Annotated in this window: 15 protein-coding genes; 13 read left to right on the top strand and 2 right to left on the bottom strand. The window is 70.9% G+C overall.

What is annotated here, in order from left to right:
* Positions 1 to 105: 105 nt before the first annotated feature.
* On the bottom strand, positions 106 to 399 hold the full coding sequence (locus tag E4099_RS13930; RefSeq protein WP_135339357.1) for a hypothetical protein: 294 nt from the start codon (positions 397 to 399) through the stop codon (positions 106 to 108).
* A gap of 337 nt (positions 400 to 736) precedes the next feature.
* On the opposite strand from E4099_RS13930, the gene E4099_RS13925 reads away from it, so the two are divergent.
* The 12 genes from E4099_RS13925 (at position 737) to E4099_RS13870 (ending at position 16,470) form a co-directional block, all read left to right on the top strand.
* On the top strand, positions 737 to 2,893 hold the full coding sequence (locus E4099_RS13925) for an ABC transporter family substrate-binding protein (RefSeq protein WP_135339356.1): 2,157 nt from the start codon (positions 737 to 739) through the stop codon (positions 2,891 to 2,893).
* 175 nt (positions 2,894 to 3,068) lie between these two features.
* On the top strand, positions 3,069 to 3,701 hold the full coding sequence (locus tag E4099_RS13920) for a hypothetical protein (RefSeq protein ID WP_135339355.1): 633 nt from the start codon (positions 3,069 to 3,071) through the stop codon (positions 3,699 to 3,701).
* Between the two features lie 386 nt (positions 3,702 to 4,087).
* On the top strand, positions 4,088 to 5,989 hold the full coding sequence (gene typA / locus E4099_RS13915; RefSeq protein WP_135339354.1) for a translational GTPase TypA: 1,902 nt from the start codon (positions 4,088 to 4,090) through the stop codon (positions 5,987 to 5,989).
* A gap of 756 nt (positions 5,990 to 6,745) precedes the next feature.
* On the top strand, positions 6,746 to 8,392 hold the full coding sequence (locus tag E4099_RS13910) for a peptide ABC transporter substrate-binding protein (protein WP_135339353.1): 1,647 nt from the start codon (positions 6,746 to 6,748) through the stop codon (positions 8,390 to 8,392).
* A 123-nt stretch (positions 8,393 to 8,515) separates the two neighbouring features.
* Positions 8,516 to 9,439 carry an ABC transporter permease gene (locus E4099_RS13905; protein WP_135339352.1) on the top strand — a complete coding sequence of 308 codons (924 nt, stop codon included), beginning with the start codon at positions 8,516 to 8,518 and terminating at the stop codon, positions 9,437 to 9,439.
* The gene (locus E4099_RS13900) at positions 9,432 to 10,349 is read left to right on the top strand and encodes an ABC transporter permease (protein WP_135339351.1); all 918 of its coding nucleotides are present in this window, start codon (positions 9,432 to 9,434) and stop codon (positions 10,347 to 10,349) included. The genes E4099_RS13905 and E4099_RS13900 overlap by 8 nt, the downstream gene beginning before the upstream one ends.
* Before the next feature lie 11 nt (positions 10,350 to 10,360).
* Complete coding sequence (locus E4099_RS13895) at positions 10,361 to 11,419, top strand: ABC transporter ATP-binding protein (RefSeq protein ID WP_135339350.1); 1,059 nt, start codon at positions 10,361 to 10,363, stop codon at positions 11,417 to 11,419.
* The gene (locus E4099_RS13890) at positions 11,412 to 12,569 is read left to right on the top strand and encodes an ABC transporter ATP-binding protein (RefSeq protein WP_135339349.1); all 1,158 of its coding nucleotides are present in this window, start codon (positions 11,412 to 11,414) and stop codon (positions 12,567 to 12,569) included. Before E4099_RS13895 ends, E4099_RS13890 begins: the two co-directional genes overlap by 8 nt.
* Before the next feature lie 131 nt (positions 12,570 to 12,700).
* Positions 12,701 to 13,447 (top strand): hypothetical protein, encoded by a 747-nt coding sequence (locus E4099_RS13885; protein ID WP_135339348.1) that lies wholly within the window; start codon positions 12,701 to 12,703, stop codon positions 13,445 to 13,447.
* A 352-nt stretch (positions 13,448 to 13,799) separates the two neighbouring features.
* Positions 13,800 to 14,534: a hypothetical protein gene (locus tag E4099_RS34170; protein ID WP_135339347.1), complete on the top strand. Its 735-nt coding sequence runs from the start codon at positions 13,800 to 13,802 to the stop codon at positions 14,532 to 14,534.
* 23 nt (positions 14,535 to 14,557) lie between these two features.
* Complete coding sequence (locus E4099_RS13875; RefSeq protein WP_135339346.1) at positions 14,558 to 15,790, top strand: sensor histidine kinase; 1,233 nt, start codon at positions 14,558 to 14,560, stop codon at positions 15,788 to 15,790.
* The gene (locus tag E4099_RS13870; RefSeq protein WP_135339345.1) at positions 15,787 to 16,470 is read left to right on the top strand and encodes a response regulator; all 684 of its coding nucleotides are present in this window, start codon (positions 15,787 to 15,789) and stop codon (positions 16,468 to 16,470) included. The genes E4099_RS13875 and E4099_RS13870 overlap by 4 nt, the downstream gene beginning before the upstream one ends.
* Positions 16,471 to 16,533: 63 nt before the next feature.
* On the opposite strand, the gene E4099_RS13865 is transcribed toward E4099_RS13870, so the two are convergent.
* Positions 16,534 to 17,010, bottom strand: coding sequence for a cupin domain-containing protein (locus E4099_RS13865; protein ID WP_135339344.1), 477 nt, complete (start codon positions 17,008 to 17,010; stop codon positions 16,534 to 16,536).
* Positions 17,011 to 17,547: 537 nt separating this feature from the next.
* Between E4099_RS13865 and E4099_RS13860 the strand changes: the two genes are divergently transcribed.
* Positions 17,548 to 18,120, top strand: a 573-nt coding sequence (locus E4099_RS13860; protein ID WP_135339343.1) for an MFS transporter, incomplete at its 3' end; no start/stop codon positions are given.

The raw sequence follows: 18,120 nt of genomic DNA, 5'->3' as shown, positions 1-18,120 counted from the left end.
GGTCAGGGGCGCCGGGCTGGCTCGGTGGCGCCGGTGGGCGGGTTCGAAGACGTGCGGGGGGCGCGCGGGTGCGCGGCTCAGGGCGCGGGGGCGGTCGGCGGGCCGTCAGGGCGCGCGTCGGCCGCGCACGCCCAGTCCCTCGTCGTCCACGTCCGACCAGAGCGAGGCGTCGTACGGGGTGTCGGGGATGACGACCAGCTCCCGCTGCGGTGTGTCGGGGAGCATGGCGCCGGGGGTGGTCTCACGCAGCAGGGCCAGGCTCTCGCGCAGATGGCCGCTGCCGCTGCGGATCCGCCGGATGTCCGGGCCGCTGCCGACCCGCTGCTCCAGACGGGCCACGGCGCGGTCGAGGTCGTCCAGGCAACGCTGAGCCGTCGTCAGGTCATCGGTCAGGGACATGGCTTGTCTTCACCTCCGCGTGGGTCTCTCCGCGCCGCCGGACGGCAGAAGAGAGAGCGTGGCGATGCTCATGCGACAGCGAGTGTCGCGCGTCACAGTCCGGTTGGGAAGGGACGCGCCGCGATTGCGACAGGGCACCGATGCGAATGCGCCGATACGCGCCGGGGCGCGTGCCCGCAGTTGGTCCGTCCAGGTGAGCTCGGTCCGAGTGCCGCCGTGTCGCCGTGCCGTCGAGTAAGGCATCGCTTTCAGTGGGGTGAGCAGCATATGTGATCAGCGACAAAAAGTGACAAAAGCGCACATGGTGCGTCATAGGGTACTTGCGGAGGTATCAGCCATGGCCATGGACACGCGACGCTGCGCGGCGCTGCTTGCCGCGGGGGTGATCCTGCCGCTGCCCGCACTGGCCGGATGCAGCTCCGGACACAGCACCACACGAGCCCGGCCCCCCGCCGCCGCCCAGGACCTGGCGGCCGTCGACCGCTCCCGGCTGCGCGACGGCGGCACCCTGCGCTGGGCCCTGGACGCCCGGCCCGCCACCTTCAACGTCTTCCAGTCGGACGCCGACGACGGCACCCAGCGGATCGCGGGCGCGGTGCTGCCCGCGCTGTTCACCCTGGACAGCCGCGGCCGCCCGCAGGCCAACCCCGACTACCTGCACTCCGCCCAGGTGGTCCGGCGCACGCCCCGGCAGGTGGTGGTCTACCGGCTGAACCCCAAGGCGACCTGGAGTGACGGCCGCCGCATCGGCATCGCGGACTTCACCGCCCAGTGGCAGGCGCTGCGCGGCACCCAGCGCGCGTACGGGAGCGCCCGCAACGCGGGCTACGACCGCATCCGCGGCATCGAGAAGGGCGAGCGCGAGGGCGAGATCAAGGTCACCTTCACCCGGCCGTACGCCGACTGGCCGGCGCTGTTCAGTCCGCTCTACCCGAAGTCCGTGATGGGCAGCCCGAGCGCCTTCAACGACCGCTCGCGCACCGAGCTGCCGGCCACCGCGGGCCCCTTCACCCTCGGCGCCACCACCAGCGGATCGGTCACCCTGGCGCGGGATCCGCGCTGGTGGGGCGAGCGCGCCCGGCTGGACCGGCTGGTCTTCCGGGTCGTACCGCGCGAGCAGCGGGCCGCCGCGCTGACCGCCGGCGCGATCGACGTGAGCGAACTCGACCCGGCCGACGCCACCCGCATCGAGGCCGCCGGCGCGGCCCTCGCCCCGCCCCTGGGCCGTCACCCCGCCGCCACCCCGAACGCGGCCCCGCAGAACGGCGCGCCCGCGCGAACCGGCGACACCGCCGCCCAGGGCCGCGACCCGCATGCCGCCCCGGGCCGCGACCCCGGTGCCGCCTCGGGGCAGGACCCGAACGCCGCCGACCCGGACGCCGCGCCCCCGGGCCGCGACCCCGGGGCCGCGCCCGGCCGCGATCCGCACGCCCCCGCGGCCCAGGACCGCCGGCCCTCCGCCGCGACCATCGCGCTCAGCCGCTTCGCGGTGCGCAAGGCACTGGAGCCCGCCTACACCCAGCTCTCGCTGAACGGCACCCGCGGCCCGCTCGCCGACGAGCGGGTGCGCCGTGCGGTGGCCGCCGCCATCGACCGCCAGGAACTGGCCGACGCGGTGCTCAAACCCCTCGGCCTGCCCTCCCGGCCGCTCGGCAGCCATCTGCTGATGACCTCCCAGCTCGGATACCGCGACAACAGCGGTGCCCTCGGCCACGCCGACCCCCAGGGCGCGCAGGCCCTGCTCACCACCGCGGGCTGGCTCCCGGGCAGCCGCCCGGTCCGTACGGACACCGCCGTGGGCCAGGGCGAGGACGGCACCCGCACCGAGGAGGGCCGGGACGCCACCGACTCCCGGCCGCGCTCCGCGCCGCGCCCCGGCGACGACGTGGGCAGCGGGTCCGGCGGCGGACCGCAGGCCGACCGGGAGGCCCGGCACCCCGGCGCACGGCAGGCGGTCCCGCTCAGGACCAAGCGGGGCCGGGACCTGGCCCTGCGCTTCGTCCTGCCCTCCGGCCCCGGCTCCGCCCAACTGCGCACCGTGGGGGAGCGGATCGTCCGGATGCTGGAGCGGATCGGCGTCCGCACGCGGATCACCAAGGTCGAGGACGCCGACTACTTCTCCGACCACATCGCCTCCGGAGACTTCGACCTGGCCCTCTACTCCTGGCCGGCCACCGCCTTCCCGGCCACCGACGCCCGCCCGGTCTTCGCCAAGCCGCGCCCCGCGGAGGACGGCACGCTGGTGGTGGAGCAGAACTACTCCCGGGTCGGCACCGACCAGATCGACCAGCTCTTCGAGCAGGCGTCCGCCGAGCTGGACGAGGCGACCGCCCGCAAACTGGTCAGCCGCGTGGACGCGCGGATCTGGGCGGCGGCCGGCTCCATCCCGCTCTTCCAGCGCCCCGAGCTGGTCGCGGTGCGCAAGAACCTGGCCAACGTGGGCGCCTTCGGCTTCGCCACCCCCCGCTACCAGGACATCGGCTTCCGCAAGTAGGAGCCGGGAGGTGTGGTCTCGGGCCGCGGGGGCGGTCCGAGGCCACCCCGGGAGCTCAGAATCCGCTCAAGTCGCTTGTCACCACGCACCAAGAGTGTCTTGATGGCCACGATCGGTCAGCAAGCGGTGATCAGTGAGGTGCGGCCCGGCTCGCCGGTGCCGCCGAGGGGGGACCATGCGAAGGAGCGAGAAGGCGGGGGCGGCCGGGATCGCGGCGGCGATGGTGGTGCTGGCGGCGGCCACGGGCTGCTCCGGGAGCAGCGGGGATTCGGCCTCCAAGGCATGCGGCGGAGGCCGGTACACCTGGTCCAACGTGTCCCAGCGTTCGACGCTGACCCATATGACCACGCTGCGGGCTCACCACAAGGGGGAGGGCATCAGCTCGCGGTACGCACACGAGATCGCCCGCTACACGGCCGCGGTCCGCACCACCGCGGGCCCCGAGCTGCCCGCGTCGGAGGTGATCCACGCACTGTCCGGGAAGGTGGGCGGCCCGCTCGCGGGTGAGAAGGGTTACGCGACCACCAGCCGGTACGACGGCTCGGGCTATGCGCGGAGCAGGGCCGAGGCCCCCGGCCGCTACGTCGCGGCGCGGGCGATCGAACGGGTCGAGGCGGACTTCCGGTACCGCTGCGCGGCGCCGGGCGAGGACGCCCCGACCACCCGGGGGCATGTGGCCACCTTCCAGGTGGGCGATCAGGTGGGGGTCGTGTTCTGCGGGAGCGCCCCGGACCGCAAGGAATTCGCGGGCATCCGCGAGGCCGCCCGGCTCGGCTGCCACGAGGGCGACCCCGGGCGGGGGGTCTGAGGCGCGGCGGAGCGTCCCGCCGCCCCGGCGGCGCGGGCCCGACCCGCCGGGGGGCCGGAACCTGCCCGGCCGGGCGGACGGACCGGGAGTGTGGCGAGCCGTAGTCGCGCCCCCGGGAGGGCTGCGGCCCACCGCGGACGGGTCCCCGGTGCCGGGGGTGAGGGGTAGAGGGCGGGGCGAGCGGTCCGGGACGGCGCGGCCCGTCTCCGTACCGTCCCTGGGTGCCCCGCGCATCACCGCAGGTCAGCGGGTTGATCATTGCCCAGGCGGCCGGTCGCCCGGGCGGCACGTACCATGGGGTGAGGCCGTGGCGTGATCTGCCCGGCGAGGCGCGCGTACCGGACCGGGCGCGCAGCCATCCACGATTCCCGGGAGAAGCGCCGCAAGTGCCCACGCGCCACGACATCCGAAACGTCGCCATCGTCGCCCATGTCGACCACGGCAAGACGACCCTCGTCGACGCCATGCTCAAGCAGGCAGGCGCGTTCGCCGCCCACCAGCAGGTGGACGACCGGGTCATGGACTCCAACGACCTGGAGCGCGAGAAGGGCATCACCATTCTCGCGAAGAACACCGCCGTCAAGTACCACCCCAAGGACGGCGGGGAGCCCATCACGATCAACATCATCGACACCCCCGGCCACGCCGACTTCGGTGGCGAGGTGGAGCGCGGCCTGTCCATGGTCGACGCGGTGGTGCTGCTGGTGGACGCCTCCGAGGGTCCGCTGCCGCAGACCCGCTTCGTGCTCCGCAAGGCCCTCCAGGCCCGGATGCCGGTCATCCTGTGCATCAACAAGACGGACCGCCCGGACTCCCGGATCGACGAGGTCGTCAACGAGACCTACGACCTGTTCCTGGACCTGGACGCGGACGAGGAGCAGATCGAGTTCCCGATCGTCTACGCCTGCGCCCGTGACGGCGTCGCCTCGCTGACCAAGCCGGAGGACGGCACCGTCCCGGCCGACAGCGACAGCCTGGAGCCGTTCTTCTCCACCCTGCTGGCGCACGTCCCGGCCCCCGAGTACGACGCGGAGGCACCGCTCCAGGCGCACGTCACCAACCTGGACGCGGACAACTTCCTCGGCCGTATCGCGCTGCTCCGCGTCGAGCAGGGCGAGCTCAAGAAGGGCCAGACCGTCGCCTGGATCAAGCGCGACGGTTCGATGGCCAATGTGCGCATCACCGAGCTGATGATGACCGAGGCGCTCACCCGCAAGCCGGCCGAGAAGGCGGGCCCGGGTGACATCTGCGCGGTCGCCGGTATCCCGGACATCATGATCGGCGAGACCCTGGCGGACCCGGAGAACCCGATCGCGCTGCCGCTGATCACGGTGGACGAGCCGGCCATCTCGATGACCGTCGGCACCAACACCTCCCCGCTGGTCGGCCGCGGCGGCACCGGCAAGGGCGCGGACGCCAAGGCCGCGGTCAAGGACCGCAAGGTCACCGCCCGCCAGGTCAAGGACCGGCTGGACCGCGAGCTGATCGGCAACGTCTCGCTGCGCGTGCTGGACACCGAGCGCCCGGACGCCTGGGAGGTGCAGGGCCGCGGTGAGCTGGCGCTGGCCATCCTGGTGGAGACCATGCGCCGGGAAGGCTACGAGCTGACCGTCGGCAAGCCGCAGGTGGTCACCAAGGACGTGGACGGCAAGGTCTACGAGCCGGTGGAGCGCATCACCATCGACGTGCCCGAGGAGCACATGGGCGCGGTGACCCAGCTGATGGGCACCCGCAAGGGCCGGATGGACAACATGTCCAACCACGGCTCGGGCTGGGTCCGGATGGAGTTCGTGGTCCCGTCCCGCGGCCTGATCGGCTTCCGCACCGAGTTCCTCACCAACACCCGGGGCACCGGCATCGCGCACTCCATCCACGAGGGCCACGAGCCGTGGTTCGGCACCCTGACCACCCGGAACAACGGCTCGCTGGTGGCCGACCGGTCCGGCGCGGTCACCGCCTTCGCGATGACCAACCTCCAGGAGCGCGGCGTGCTCTTCGTGGAGCCGGGCACCGAGGTGTACGAGGGCATGATCGTCGGTGAGAACTCCCGCTCCGACGACATGGACGTGAACATCACCAAGGAGAAGAAGCTCACCAACATGCGGTCGTCCACGGCCGATGTGGCCGAGTCGATCGTCCCGCCGCGGAAGCTCTCGCTGGAGCAGTCCCTGGAGTTCTGCCGCGACGACGAGTGCGTCGAGGTGACCCCGGAGGCGGTCCGCATCCGCAAGGTGAACCTGGACGCCCGCGAGCGCGCCCGCGCCGCCTCGCGCGCCAAGCACGGCTGACGCCTCCGCCGACCGGCGGTGTCCCGTACGCCACGACGGCCCGGTACCCCTCAGGGGTGCCGGGCCGTCGGCGTATCGGCGTCGTTCAATCTGCCCGGCGTTCTCAGCCTTCTCGGTGTCCCTGGCGCTCTCGGCGTTCTCGGCGTTCTCGCCCGGCCCGGGGGACGGGCCCCGGCGGCGGACACGGCCCGGCCTCCCCGCGGCCGCGCGTCACCTCGTGGTGCCTTCTCCGTGCGAAGGGCGGGCGCGGTCGGAGCATCAGGCGTAGGGTTCGGTTTCGGCCGCCTGCGGGCGCTCGGGCGTGATGCCGGCCCGGGTCCCGCCCCCGCTCACGTACAGCAACCGGCGCCGCGGTCCGGCGCCGCGAAACCGCCCGGTGGCAAGGGACTTCCCTTGCCATGGCCGAAAGCTGCCAGTCAATGTGTTTACCACGAACGGCCGTCCGGATATCGGTGACGAAGATCCGGATGATGGGTTATCAGTCCGTTTCGCGTGTGTCTGTCTGACGCAGTTTTGTCCGGATTTAGCAGCTCCGCGCGTAGATGATGTGACCAAAGCGAGACCCTTTAAGTGTGGTTTACGCGGCTGGTGTGCTCAATCATGGGGTCCATTGAGCTCGGGTCAATGGGTCACGCGCTGTGGGGAGCGCTGGGCCTACGAGCGAACACGAGGGTGCCAGGTCTCGTCGCTGTCAGGGGTGTCAGCGTCTTTTCGGCGCCCTCTCTCGTAGAGACAGTGACTCCAGAGGAGGAACCCATGCGTGGTGCGAGCAGCGCCAAGTGGGTCGCGATGGCCGCGGTTGTGGCCCTGGCCGCAACCGCCTGCGGCGGCGATGACGACAAGGACGACAAGGGGGGTAGTTCTTCCGGTGGCGGCATCGTGAGCGCCTCCTGGACCGACCCGCAGAAGCCGATCGAGCCGGCGAACGTGAACGAGGTCCAGGGCGGCAAGGTCCTGGACATGATCTTCACGGGTCTCATGGAGTACGACCCCAAGACCGCCGAGGCCAAGCCGGCCATGGCCGAGTCCATTGAGACCAAGGACCAGCAGAACTTCACCATCAAGGTGAAGAAGGGCTGGACCTTCAGCAATGGCGAGAAGGTCACCGCCAAGTCGTACGTGGACGCCTGGAACTACGGCGCCCTGATCGACAACGCGCAGCTCAGCGCCTCCTTCTTCCAGGACATCGAGGGCTACGCCGACGTCCACCCCGAGGCCGAGGGTGCCAAGGCCAAGGCCAAGACCATGTCCGGCCTGAAGCTGAAGGACGACTACACCTTCACCGTCAAGCTGTCGAAGAAGTTCTCCACCTGGCCGCAGCACCTGGGCTACAAGGCCTTCTCGCCGCTCCCCGAGGCCTTCTTCAAGGAGCACGACGCCTGGCTGAAGAAGCCGATCGGCAACGGCCCCTACAAGGTCGACTCGTACAAGAAGGGCACCGGGATGAAGCTCTCGGTGAACAAGACGTACGCGGGTGAGGACAAGCCGGTCAACAAGGGCGTGGAGCTGAAGGTCTACACCGACTTCAACACCGCCTACAACGACGTGATGGCCGGCAACCTGGACGTCATCGACGACGTGCCGGCCGGTCAGCTCGCCAACGTCGACTCGGACATGCAGGGCCGCTACATCAACCAGCCGGCCGGCATCGTCCAGACCATCACGTTCCCGCTCTACAAGAAGGACTCCTGGGGCACCAAGGACGCGATCAAGGTCCGCCACGGCCTGTCCATGGCGATCAACCGCGAGCAGATCACCGACAAGATCTTCTCGAAGACCCGCACCCCTGCCAAGGACTACACCTCCCCGGTGCTGAAGACCGGTGGTTACTCCGAGGACATCTGCGGCGAGTACTGCACGTACAACCCGTCCAAGGCCAAGAAGCTCATCGAAGAGGGCGGCGGCATCCCGGGCGGCAAGATGGTCCTGTCGTCCAACGTGGACACCGGCTCGCACAAGCTGTGGATGGACGCGGTCTGCAACAGCATCAACAACGTGCTGGGCAAGAAGGACGCGTGCACGGTCAACCCGGTCGGCACCTTCGGTGACTTCCGCGACCAGATCACCAAGCGCGAGATGAACGGTCCGTTCCGTGCCGGTTGGCAGATGGACTACCCGCTCATCGACAACTTCCTGACTCCGCTGTACAAGACCAAGGCCAGCTCCAACGACGGCGAGTACAGCAACAAGGACTTCGACAAGCTCCTGGACCAGGCGAACGCCGAGCCGGACACCGCCAAGGCGATCAAGCTCTACCAGGACGCCGAGAAGCTCCTGGTCAAGGACATGCCGAGCATCCCGCTGTGGTACCAGAACGGCAGCGCCGCCTACTCGGACCGTGTCGAGAACGTGGCCCTGAACCCGTTCAGCGTTCCGGTCTACCAGGCCATCTCGGTCAAGTAACCGGTTGACAGGCCTTCCTGACCGACCAGGAAGGCCTGTCGGTTCACGCCCAGCAGGAGACGGCAGCCGAGTGTCCCCACAAAGGCCTCGGCTGCCGTGCTTCCGAACCTTGAAGGAGTTCCCATGGGGCGCTACGTCATCCGACGACTGCTCCAGATGATCCCGGTCTTCCTCGGGACCACGTTCATCATCTTCGCGATGGTCTACGCGCTGGGCGACCCGGTAGCCCAGATGTTCGGTGACAGAACGCCCGACCCGGCGACTGTTGCCCGGATGCGTCACGATCTGAACCTCGACAAGCCACTGGTGACCCAGTACGTGCTCTACATGGGCAACATCTTCACCGGTGACTTCGGCGAGGCATTCAACGGGCAGAAGGTCACCGAGCTGATGGGGGAGGCCTTCCCGACCACCCTCCAGCTCACCCTGGTGGCGATCAGCCTGGAGATCGTCCTGGGCATCGGCCTCGGCCTGCTCTCCGGTCTGCGCCGCGGCAAGATCCTCGACAACGTGGTGCTGATCGGCACCCTGGTGGTCATCTCGATCCCGGTGTTCGTCATCGGCTATCTGGCGCAGTACTTCCTCGCCGTCAAGTGGAACTGGGTGGAACCCTCGGTCTCCGCCGATCCCACGATCGACGAGATGATCCTGCCCGCCTTCGTGCTGGCCGGCCTCTCGCTCGCCTATGTGACCCGGCTGACCAGAACGTCCATCGTGGAGAACATGCGCGCGGACTACCTGCGCACCGCGGTGGCCAAGGGCCTGCCGCGCCGCCGGGTGATCGGGGTGCACCTGCTGCGCAACTCCCTTATCCCGGTGGTCACCTTCATCGGTACGGACGTCGGCGCCCTGATGGGCGGCGCGATCGTCACGGAGGGCATCTTCAACATCCACGGCGTCGGCTACCAGCTGCTCCAGGGTGTCGTTCGGCGGAACTCGCCGACGGTGGTCGGCTTCGTCACCGTCCTGGTGCTCGTCTTCCTGCTGGCGAACCTGATCGTCGACCTCCTCTACGCCGTGCTCGACCCGAGGATCCGCTATGCCTGACCTGATTGAGAAGACGCCCTCGGGGGCTGCGGCGGCCGCCGCTCCGGCTGCCGAGAAGCGCGAGAAGCCGCGCAGCCTGTGGGGCGACGCCTGGGGCACCCTGCGCCGCAACCCGGTGTTCATCATCTCCGCGCTGCTCATCCTGCTGCTGGTGACCGTCTCGGCGTGGCCGGGTCTGTTCACCTCCACAGACCCGCGGGCCTGCAACCTCGACCAGTCCAAGGTGGGCAGCACTTCCGGGCACCCCTTCGGATTCGACATCCAGGGCTGCGACGTCTACGCCCGCACCATCTACGGTGCCCGTGCCTCGGTCACCGTCGGCATCTGCGTGACCGTCGGTGTGGCCCTGCTCGGCGGCGTCCTCGGTGGCCTGGCCGGCTACTTCGGCGGCTGGTGGGACGCGCTGCTGTCCCGCATCACCGACATCTTCTTCGGCATCCCGCTGCTCCTGGGCGGTCTGGTCTTCCTCTCCGTCATCAAGGGCGGCAGCGTCTGGACCGTGATCGCGTTCATGATCGCGCTCAGCTGGCCGCAGATCGCCCGTATCGCACGCAGTTCGGTGATCACCGTCAAGCAGCAGGACTACGTCCAGGCGGCCAAGGCACTGGGCGCCAGCACCACCCGGATCATGCTCCGGCACGTCCTGCCGAACGCGATCGCCCCGGTGATCGTGGTGTCGACCATCGCCCTGGGCACCTACATCTCCATCGAGGCCACGCTGTCCTACCTGGGTGTCGGCCTCAAGCCGCCGACGATCTCCTGGGGCCAGGACATCTCCTCCGCGGCCCAGCAGTACCGCAACGCCCCGCACATGCTGCTGTGGCCCGCCGGTGCGCTGAGCCTCACCGTGCTGTCCTTCATCATGCTCGGCGACGCGGTCCGCGACGCCCTCGACCCCAAGCTGCGCTGAGGGAGGCGTACGTGACCACTATCGAGAAGACCGATTCCGTCCCGGCGCCCCGCGCCGGGGGCAAGGGCGGCACCCCGCTGCTCCAGGTGCGCGACCTGCACGTGGAGTTCCACACCCGGGACGGCGTGGCCAAGGCCGTCAACGGTGTCAACTACACCGTCAACGCCGGTGAGACGCTGGCCGTGCTCGGCGAGTCCGGCTCCGGCAAGTCGGTGACCGCGCAGGCCATCATGGGCATCCTGGACATGCCGCCCGGAAAGATCCCGCAGGGCGAGATCCTCTTCCACGGCGAGGACATGCTCAAGATGAGCGGCGAGCAGCGCCGGAAGATCCGCGGCCGCAAGATCGCGATGATCTTCCAGGACGCGCTCTCCTCGCTCAACCCGGTGCTGTCGGTGGGCTACCAGCTCGGCGAGATGTTCCGGGTGCACCAGGGCCTGTCCAAGAAGGAAGCCAAGCTCAAGGCCATCGAGCTGATGGACCGGGTGCGCATCCCGGCCGCCAAGGACCGGGTCAGCGACTACCCGCACCAGTTCTCCGGCGGTATGCGCCAGCGCATCATGATCGCGATGGCGCTGGCCCTGGAGCCGGAGCTGATCATCGCGGACGAGCCGACCACCGCGCTGGACGTGACGGTGCAGGCGCAGGTGATGGACCTGCTCGCGGAGCTGCAGCGCGAGTACAACATGGGTCTGATCCTGATCACCCACGACCTGGGTGTGGTCGCCGACGTCGCGGACAAGATCGCGGTGATGTACGCGGGGCGGATCGTGGAGACCGCTCCGGTGCACGAGCTGTACAAGCGGCCCGCGCACCCGTACACCCGCGGCCTGCTCGACTCCATCCCGCGGCTGGACCAGAAGGGCCAGGAGCTCTTCGCCATCAAGGGCCTGCCGCCCAACCTGCTCAAGATCCCCACGGGCTGCGCCTTCAACCCGCGCTGCCCCAAGGCGCAGGACATCTGCCGTACCGACGTGCCGGCCCTGCACACCGTCACCGAGCAGGACGGCGCAGAACTGCCGGGCCGCGGCAGCGCGTGCCACTTCTGGAAGGAGACGATCCATGGCTGAGCTCAAGAAGGACGACAAGGCCGTGGACCAGCCCGCCGACGCGACCCCCAACACCACCGAGGTGGAGAAGGTCGACGCGGCCACCGCCGAGGAGGCGGTCGCGGCGATCGAGGCTCCGGTGGAGCGCGGCGAGCCGATCCTCCAGGTCCGCAACCTGGTCAAGCACTTCCCGCTGACCCAGGGCATCCTGTTCAAGAAGCAGGTCGGCGCGGTCAAGGCCGTGGACGGCGTCTCCTTCGACCTGTACCAGGGCGAGACCCTGGGCATCGTCGGCGAGTCCGGCTGCGGCAAGTCCACCGTCGCCAAGCTGCTGATGACGCTGGAGCGGGCCACCGCGGGCGAGGTCTTCTACAAGGGCCAGGACATCACCAAGCTGTCCGGGCGGGCGCTCAAGGCGGTCCGCCGGAACATCCAGATGGTCTTCCAGGACCCGTACACCTCGCTGAACCCGCGGATGACGGTCGGCGACATCATCGGCGAGCCCTTCGAGATCCACCCCGAGGTGGCTCCCAAGGGCGACCGGCGCCGCAAGGTGCAGGACCTGCTGGACGTCGTCGGCCTCAACCCCGAGTACATCAACCGGTACCCGCACCAGTTCTCCGGCGGCCAGCGGCAGCGCATCGGCATCGCCCGCGGCCTGGCGCTCAACCCGGAGATCATCATCTGCGACGAGCCGGTCTCGGCGCTGGACGTGTCCGTCCAGGCGCAGGTCGTCAACCTGATGGAGAAGCTGCAGGACGAGTTCAACCTGTCCTACATCTTCATCGCCCACGACCTGTCCATCGTGCGGCACATCTCCGACCGGGTCGGCGTGATGTACCTGGGCAAGATGGCGGAGATCGGCACCGACTCCGAGATCTACGACCACCCGACGCACCCCTACACCCAGGCGCTGCTGTCGGCGGTCCCGGTCCCAGACCCGGACGCCCGCGACCGCCGCGAGCGGATCATCCTCACCGGGGACGTCCCCTCGCCGGCCAACCCGCCGTCCGGCTGCCGCTTCCGCACCCGCTGCTGGAAGGCGCAGCCCAAGTGCGCCGAGGAGATGCCGCTGCTGGCGGTGCCGGAGCGCTTCAAGGGCAGCGACAGTCCCGCCGCGCACGAGTCGGCCTGCCACTTCGCGGAGGAGAAGGACGTCGTCCACGCCTAGTCGGCTCCGCTGAACGCCGCTGACGGCGCCCGGGAACCGTGTACCAGCACGGGGCCCGGGCGCCGTCACGGTTTTGTAAGCGAGTGTTTCGGCAGCTCGAACGGGTGCGGGTGGATGGTTAGCCTGATCGAATGCGCCGTATCCGAACCGCTGGAACCACCCTGCCGGCCCTTCTGGTGGCCGCCGCCCTCGCCCTCGCCGCGACCGGCTGCGGAAACGAGAAGGACTCCGCCGACGACCCGGAGCCCAGTGCCCCCGCCTCCTCCGCGAGCAGCGAACCCGCGACTCCGGACAGCCCCGTGGCCGAGCGGATCAAGGCCGTCAACGAGGGGATGCGCGGCACCTCCTTCCATGCCTCCGGCACGACGACCGCTCTGGGCGGCGGCAGACAGGACATGTGGTCGGATCCCGAGCAGGGCTTCCACATGCGCATGCGCGGGAAGGACTTCACCCACGAGATCTACTGCAAGAACGGCACCACCTACATGAGCTCGGCCATGCTGGCCGACACGCTCAAGCAGCGCGGGCAGCGGATCGAGGTGCCGGACCGGCTGGCCGACACCTACGTCACCAGCGAGACCAACGACGGCTGCGACGTCTTCTACCGGATCGCCGACACCGGGAAGCCCGCCCCCGACAAGGACCGGAAGGTGGCCGGAAAGCAGACCACCGCCATCGCGGTCTCGGACGGCACCACCAGCGACACCTACTTCCTGCAGAACGGCGCGCCCCGGCTGCTGCGCATGGACTCCACCCGCGACGGGCGTACCAGCACCACCACCTACGACTCCTTCGGCAAGAAGTTCACCATCACGGTGCCGCCGTCCGACAAGACCATGCCGATGGACGAGTTCCGCCGGCGGGTCACGGGTTCCTGACGCGGTGGGGCTGTCCGGCCGGGGCCTGAGGTGGCGGGGGCCTGTCGCCAGGGCTTGTCGGGTCGGGGCCTGACGCCACGGTCCGTCCGGCCGGGCCTGACGTGGCCACGGCCTGTTCCACCGGGGCCTGACGCGGTCGGGCTGCCGGTCCGGTACGGGCCGCCGGACCGGAGCCGCCCGGTCCGGCTCAGCGCCGGACCGGGGTTCACCCGGACGTCGCACCGGACCGCCCCCGGACGCCGTACCCCCGCGGTAGGAGGACTCCCACCGCTCCCGTACGACCACGGTCGGACCCGGAAGCACGGTCCGTGCTCCGACGACGGGGTGCCCGCGGCGGCGGCACCGTTGCCCCATGACCACTGCGAATGCCTCCACCGAGGTTGCGAACCCCGCCTTTCCGGGGCGTTGGGCGGGCGGCGCGTGCCTCCTCCTCGGGCCCCTGTCGGTGCTCGCCGGCGTACTGCTGCGCCTGCGCTTCGACCTCTTCTTCCCCGCGCAGCTGAGCGCGTACCAGGACCACCCCCACCTCATGACGGCCTCGTACAGCCTGGTCGCCACCGGGTGGGTGCTGCTCGGGCCGGGAGTCGTGCTCCTGGCCACCAGGATCGGGGAGCGCTTCCGCGAACTGGCCGCCTGGGGCGGCGCCCTCACACTCCTCGGCCTGTTCGCCCGGACCTTCCACGCCGGCGTGGACCACCTGGGCTTCCAACTGGTGACCGTCCAGGGGGCGGCGTCGGCGACGCGCACGGTGAGCGAGTCCTACGGCGCGTTCCACGTCTTCAGCACACTGAACGCCGCCATCATGGGCGGCTGGATCCTGCTGGCCGTCGGCGCCTACCGGGCGCGGCTGCTGGGACCGGCGCGGGCGGTGGCGCTGGCACTGGCCTCGGCGATGCCGCTGGGGGTGCTCAAGGGGACGACCGCCTGGTCGGTCGCCGCCGCCGCCGGACTGTGCGTGGCGCTCGTCCCGCTGGGTGTGGCCGTACTGCGCACCGGGCCGACCCCGCGCGCGTCCACGGCCGCCGGACGGCTTCTCCTGGTGGGCGTCGTGGGCGTCGCGATGTTCCTCTTCGGGCAGGCCGGATGAGCGGGCATCGGTATCGTCGGGCGATGCACACAGCGCGGTGGCGCCTGCGAACGGGCCCGCATCTGCTGGCGGTCGACGCCTGTGCGGCGGTCGCCGCGGTCACCACGTACGGGGTACTGGCCGGCCAGGGGGCGTCGGACGGCTCGCCCGCCTTCCGCGGCCCGCTGTGGGCGGGCTGGCTGCTGGCCGTCTGCGCCGGGGCGCCGCTGGCCGTACGGCGGCTGTGGCCGCTGCCCGTGCTCGCCGCGGTGCTGGGCGCCTCGGCGGCGGCGACGCTCCTGGACATCACCCGCGACCCCTATGTCGCCACCGCCCTGGCCGCCTACGCGGTGGCGCTCGCCGAGCCGGCACGCCGGGCCTGGACGGCGCTGGCCCTGACCCTGGCCGTCGCGGCGGCGGCGGTCGTCACCGGAGAGGCGGCCGTGACCCCCTCCGGCCGCTGGCCCGAGGCATTCGCGATCGCGGCGCTGGTGTGGCTGGTGGTCGGTTCCGCGTGGACCGCCGGCCGCGTGGTGCGTGAGCGCCGCGCCCGAGCCGCCCGGCGGGAGCGGCGCGCGGCGGAGGATGCCCTGGCCGAGGAGCGCCTGCGCATCGCCAGAGAACTCCACGACATCGTCTCGCACAGCCTCAGCGTGATCGTCGTCTCGGCGGCGGTCGCCAACCATGTGGCCGAGGAACGCCCCGAGCGGACCCGCGACGCCCTCCAGGCGATCGAGCGGACCGGCCGGGAGGCACTCACCGAGATGCGGCGCGCCCTGGGAGTTCTGCGCGGCGACCCCGCGGTCCAGGGGCCGTCAGGCACGGCGCAGACGGCGCCCCCGCCCGGGCTGGACGATCTGCCGCTCCTGGTCCGGCGCGCCGAGCAGGCGGGGGTCCGCGTCGGATTCCGCACCCGGCTGGCCGCCGACCTCCCCGCGGGGACCGCGCTGACCGTCTACCGGATCGTCCAGGAGGCCCTGACGAACGTGATCAAGCACGCCGGGGACGGCACCCACTGCCGGCTGACGATCACCGCGGACTCGCGCGAGGGCGTGCGGATCGAGGTGGTGGACGACGGAGCCGGGAACGCCCCGGCCCGCGACCGGGCGGATCTGCGAGGCGGCCACGGCCTGGTGGGGATGCGGGAACGGGTGATGATGTACGGGGGGACGCTGGCGGCCGGGCCGCGACCCGGCGGCGGGTTCGCCGTCTCGGTCCGCCTCCCGCGCGAACCCGCGCAGGCCACCGCCGCCGGCCGAGAGGAGACGACCGCGTGACCGAACCGATCCGGGTACTGGTCGCCGACGACCAGCCCCTGCTGCGCGGCAGCTTCCGGCTGCTCGTCGACAGCGCCCCGGGGCTGGCCGCGGTGGGCGAGGCCGGCACCGGGGCCGAAGCCGTCGAGAGCACCCGGCGACTGCGCCCGGACGTGGTGCTGATGGACATCAGGATGCCGGACACGGACGGTATCGAGGCCACCCGGCGGATAGCCGGGTCCCCCGAGACGGCCGGGACCCGCATCCTCATCCTCACCACCTTCGACCTCGACGAGTACGTGTACGGCGCGCTGCGGGCCGGGGCCGCCGGGTTCCTCCTCAAGGACACCTCTCCCGACGTCCTGCTGGCGGGCATACGCACCGTCGCCGCCGGGGACTCCCTCCTCGCGCCCTCGGTGACCAGGCGTCTGATCGCCGAGTTCGCCCGTCTTCCCGGTACGCGCCAGGCGCCGGGGCCGTCGCTGGAGGACCTCACACCGCGCGAGTGCGAGGTCCTGGAGCTGGTGGCCCGCGGCCTGTCCAACGTGGAGATCGCCGAGTACCTCCACCTCAGCCACGGCACCGTCAAGACCCACATCGGCCGACTGCTGCACAAGCTGCGGGCGCGCGATCGGGCGCAGTTGGTGATCAGCGCCTACGAGTCGGGACTCGTCAGCGCGGCTCCCCCGGCGCGCCCCTGACCCGGGAGGCGCGGCGAGGCGGGGAGCGGCCGAACGGGACCTGCCCGCCCAGCCGCCGCCTCCCTACCGGGCCTCCGCCTCCACCTCCTTGAGCTGGTACAGCTCCGGGACCGAGACCTTGATGGGCTCCTGGGTGGTCCGCGCGATCACCACGACCACCGGCTCGTTCGGGTCGGGGTTCTCCTCCCGGTGCGGGACGAACGGGGGGACGAGCAGGAAGTCGCCGGGGTGGGCGGTGAGCCGCACCTCGCGGGTGCCGTCGTGGTAGACGAACACCGGGTGACCGCTGACCACGTAGATCCCCGCCTCCGAGGCGCCGTGGTGGTGGTTGTCCGTGGCGCTCAGCGGAGGGTTCTCCACCCGGCCCATCCAGAGCCTGCGCGATCCGACCGTGCCGCCGCTGATGGCGGTGTAGCCGTCCAACTCGCCGGAACGGATGTGGTGGACGCGGTTGTTGGGCTGGTCGGACGGCACCCCGCCCGCGGTGCCCGGTGCGAGGCCGGTGCTCGGTGCGGGGTCGGCGCCTTCGCGCGTGGTCATCGTCTGTCCTCCTGAACCTGGTCGATGGCCTTCGAACGGGCACCAGGCTGCGCCCGTGCTCCCTGAGTCGGCAATCATCCTTGCCGTATTGGCAACACGGCGGGTGGGGTGCCCGGCCTTGCCGCCGACGCGACGCAAAACGCGTGGACGCCGGGTGGCCGGGCGCGTTAGCCTGCGCCCCATGTCCAGCCCCGAGGCGTCAAGACGCTAGCCACCGGTCGTCCGGTGGCTCCTTGTGCCGTGCCCCCGCGAACCGCGCTGCTCGCGGACCGGGGGGATTTCGGGGTGTCCGCCGCCCGAGGGGCCGCGGGCGCCGTCCGCCGTGACCATCTGCCACCGGAACGCCGTAGTGCGGGCTTGAGTCGGACCCTGCCGTAGGCCCTGAGCCGATCCGGGACGGGTCCCCGCGCGGTGCTCGCGCGCGCCCGGCCGGACCGCCCTGATCCCGTTCCCCGGTGTTCAGGGATCGCTGCCGCCTGCGCGCCGTGGGCCACCGCCGCGTTTCGTCCATACCTGATGTGGTTGCGGAGTCGTGCTGTGCCCTTCGTTCTCTATCTGCTCGGACTGGCGGTATTCGCCCAGGGAACATCCGAGTTCATGCTCTCCGGCCTGATGCCGGACATCGCCGCTGACCTCGATGTGTCCGTCCCCACGGCCGGGGCGCTCACCTCGGCGTTCGCGGTGGGGATGATCATCGGTGCGCCCCTGATGGCGATGCTCAGCCTGCGCTGGCCGCGCCGGCGCGCGCTGCTGGTCTTCCTGACGGTCTTCCTGCTGGTGCATGTGCTCGGCGCGGTCACCACCAGCTACGCGGTACTGCTGGCCACTCGGGTGGTCGCCGCGCTCGCCAACGCCGGGTTCCTGGCGGTGGCCCTGGCTACGGCGACCGCAATGGTGGAGCCGAACGCCAAGGGGCGTGCCACCTCCATCCTGCTCGGCGGCACCACCATCGCCTGCGTCGCGGGCGTACCGGGCGGGGCGCTGCTGGGCCAGGTGTGGGGATGGCGCTCGGCGTTCTGGGCGGTGGCCCTGGTGTCGGTGCCCGCCGTGCTGGCGATCTGGCGTTCGGTGCCGGCGGACGGGGCGGCCGGTCTGGGGGCAGACGGGGGC

Source organism: Streptomyces palmae (assembly GCF_004684805.1).
In the GTDB taxonomy this organism is placed as follows: Bacteria; Actinomycetota; Actinomycetes; order Streptomycetales; family Streptomycetaceae; genus Streptomyces; species Streptomyces palmae.
The sequence above is the reverse complement of the archived record's forward strand: the minus strand, read 5'-3'. Positions and strand labels throughout refer to the sequence as shown.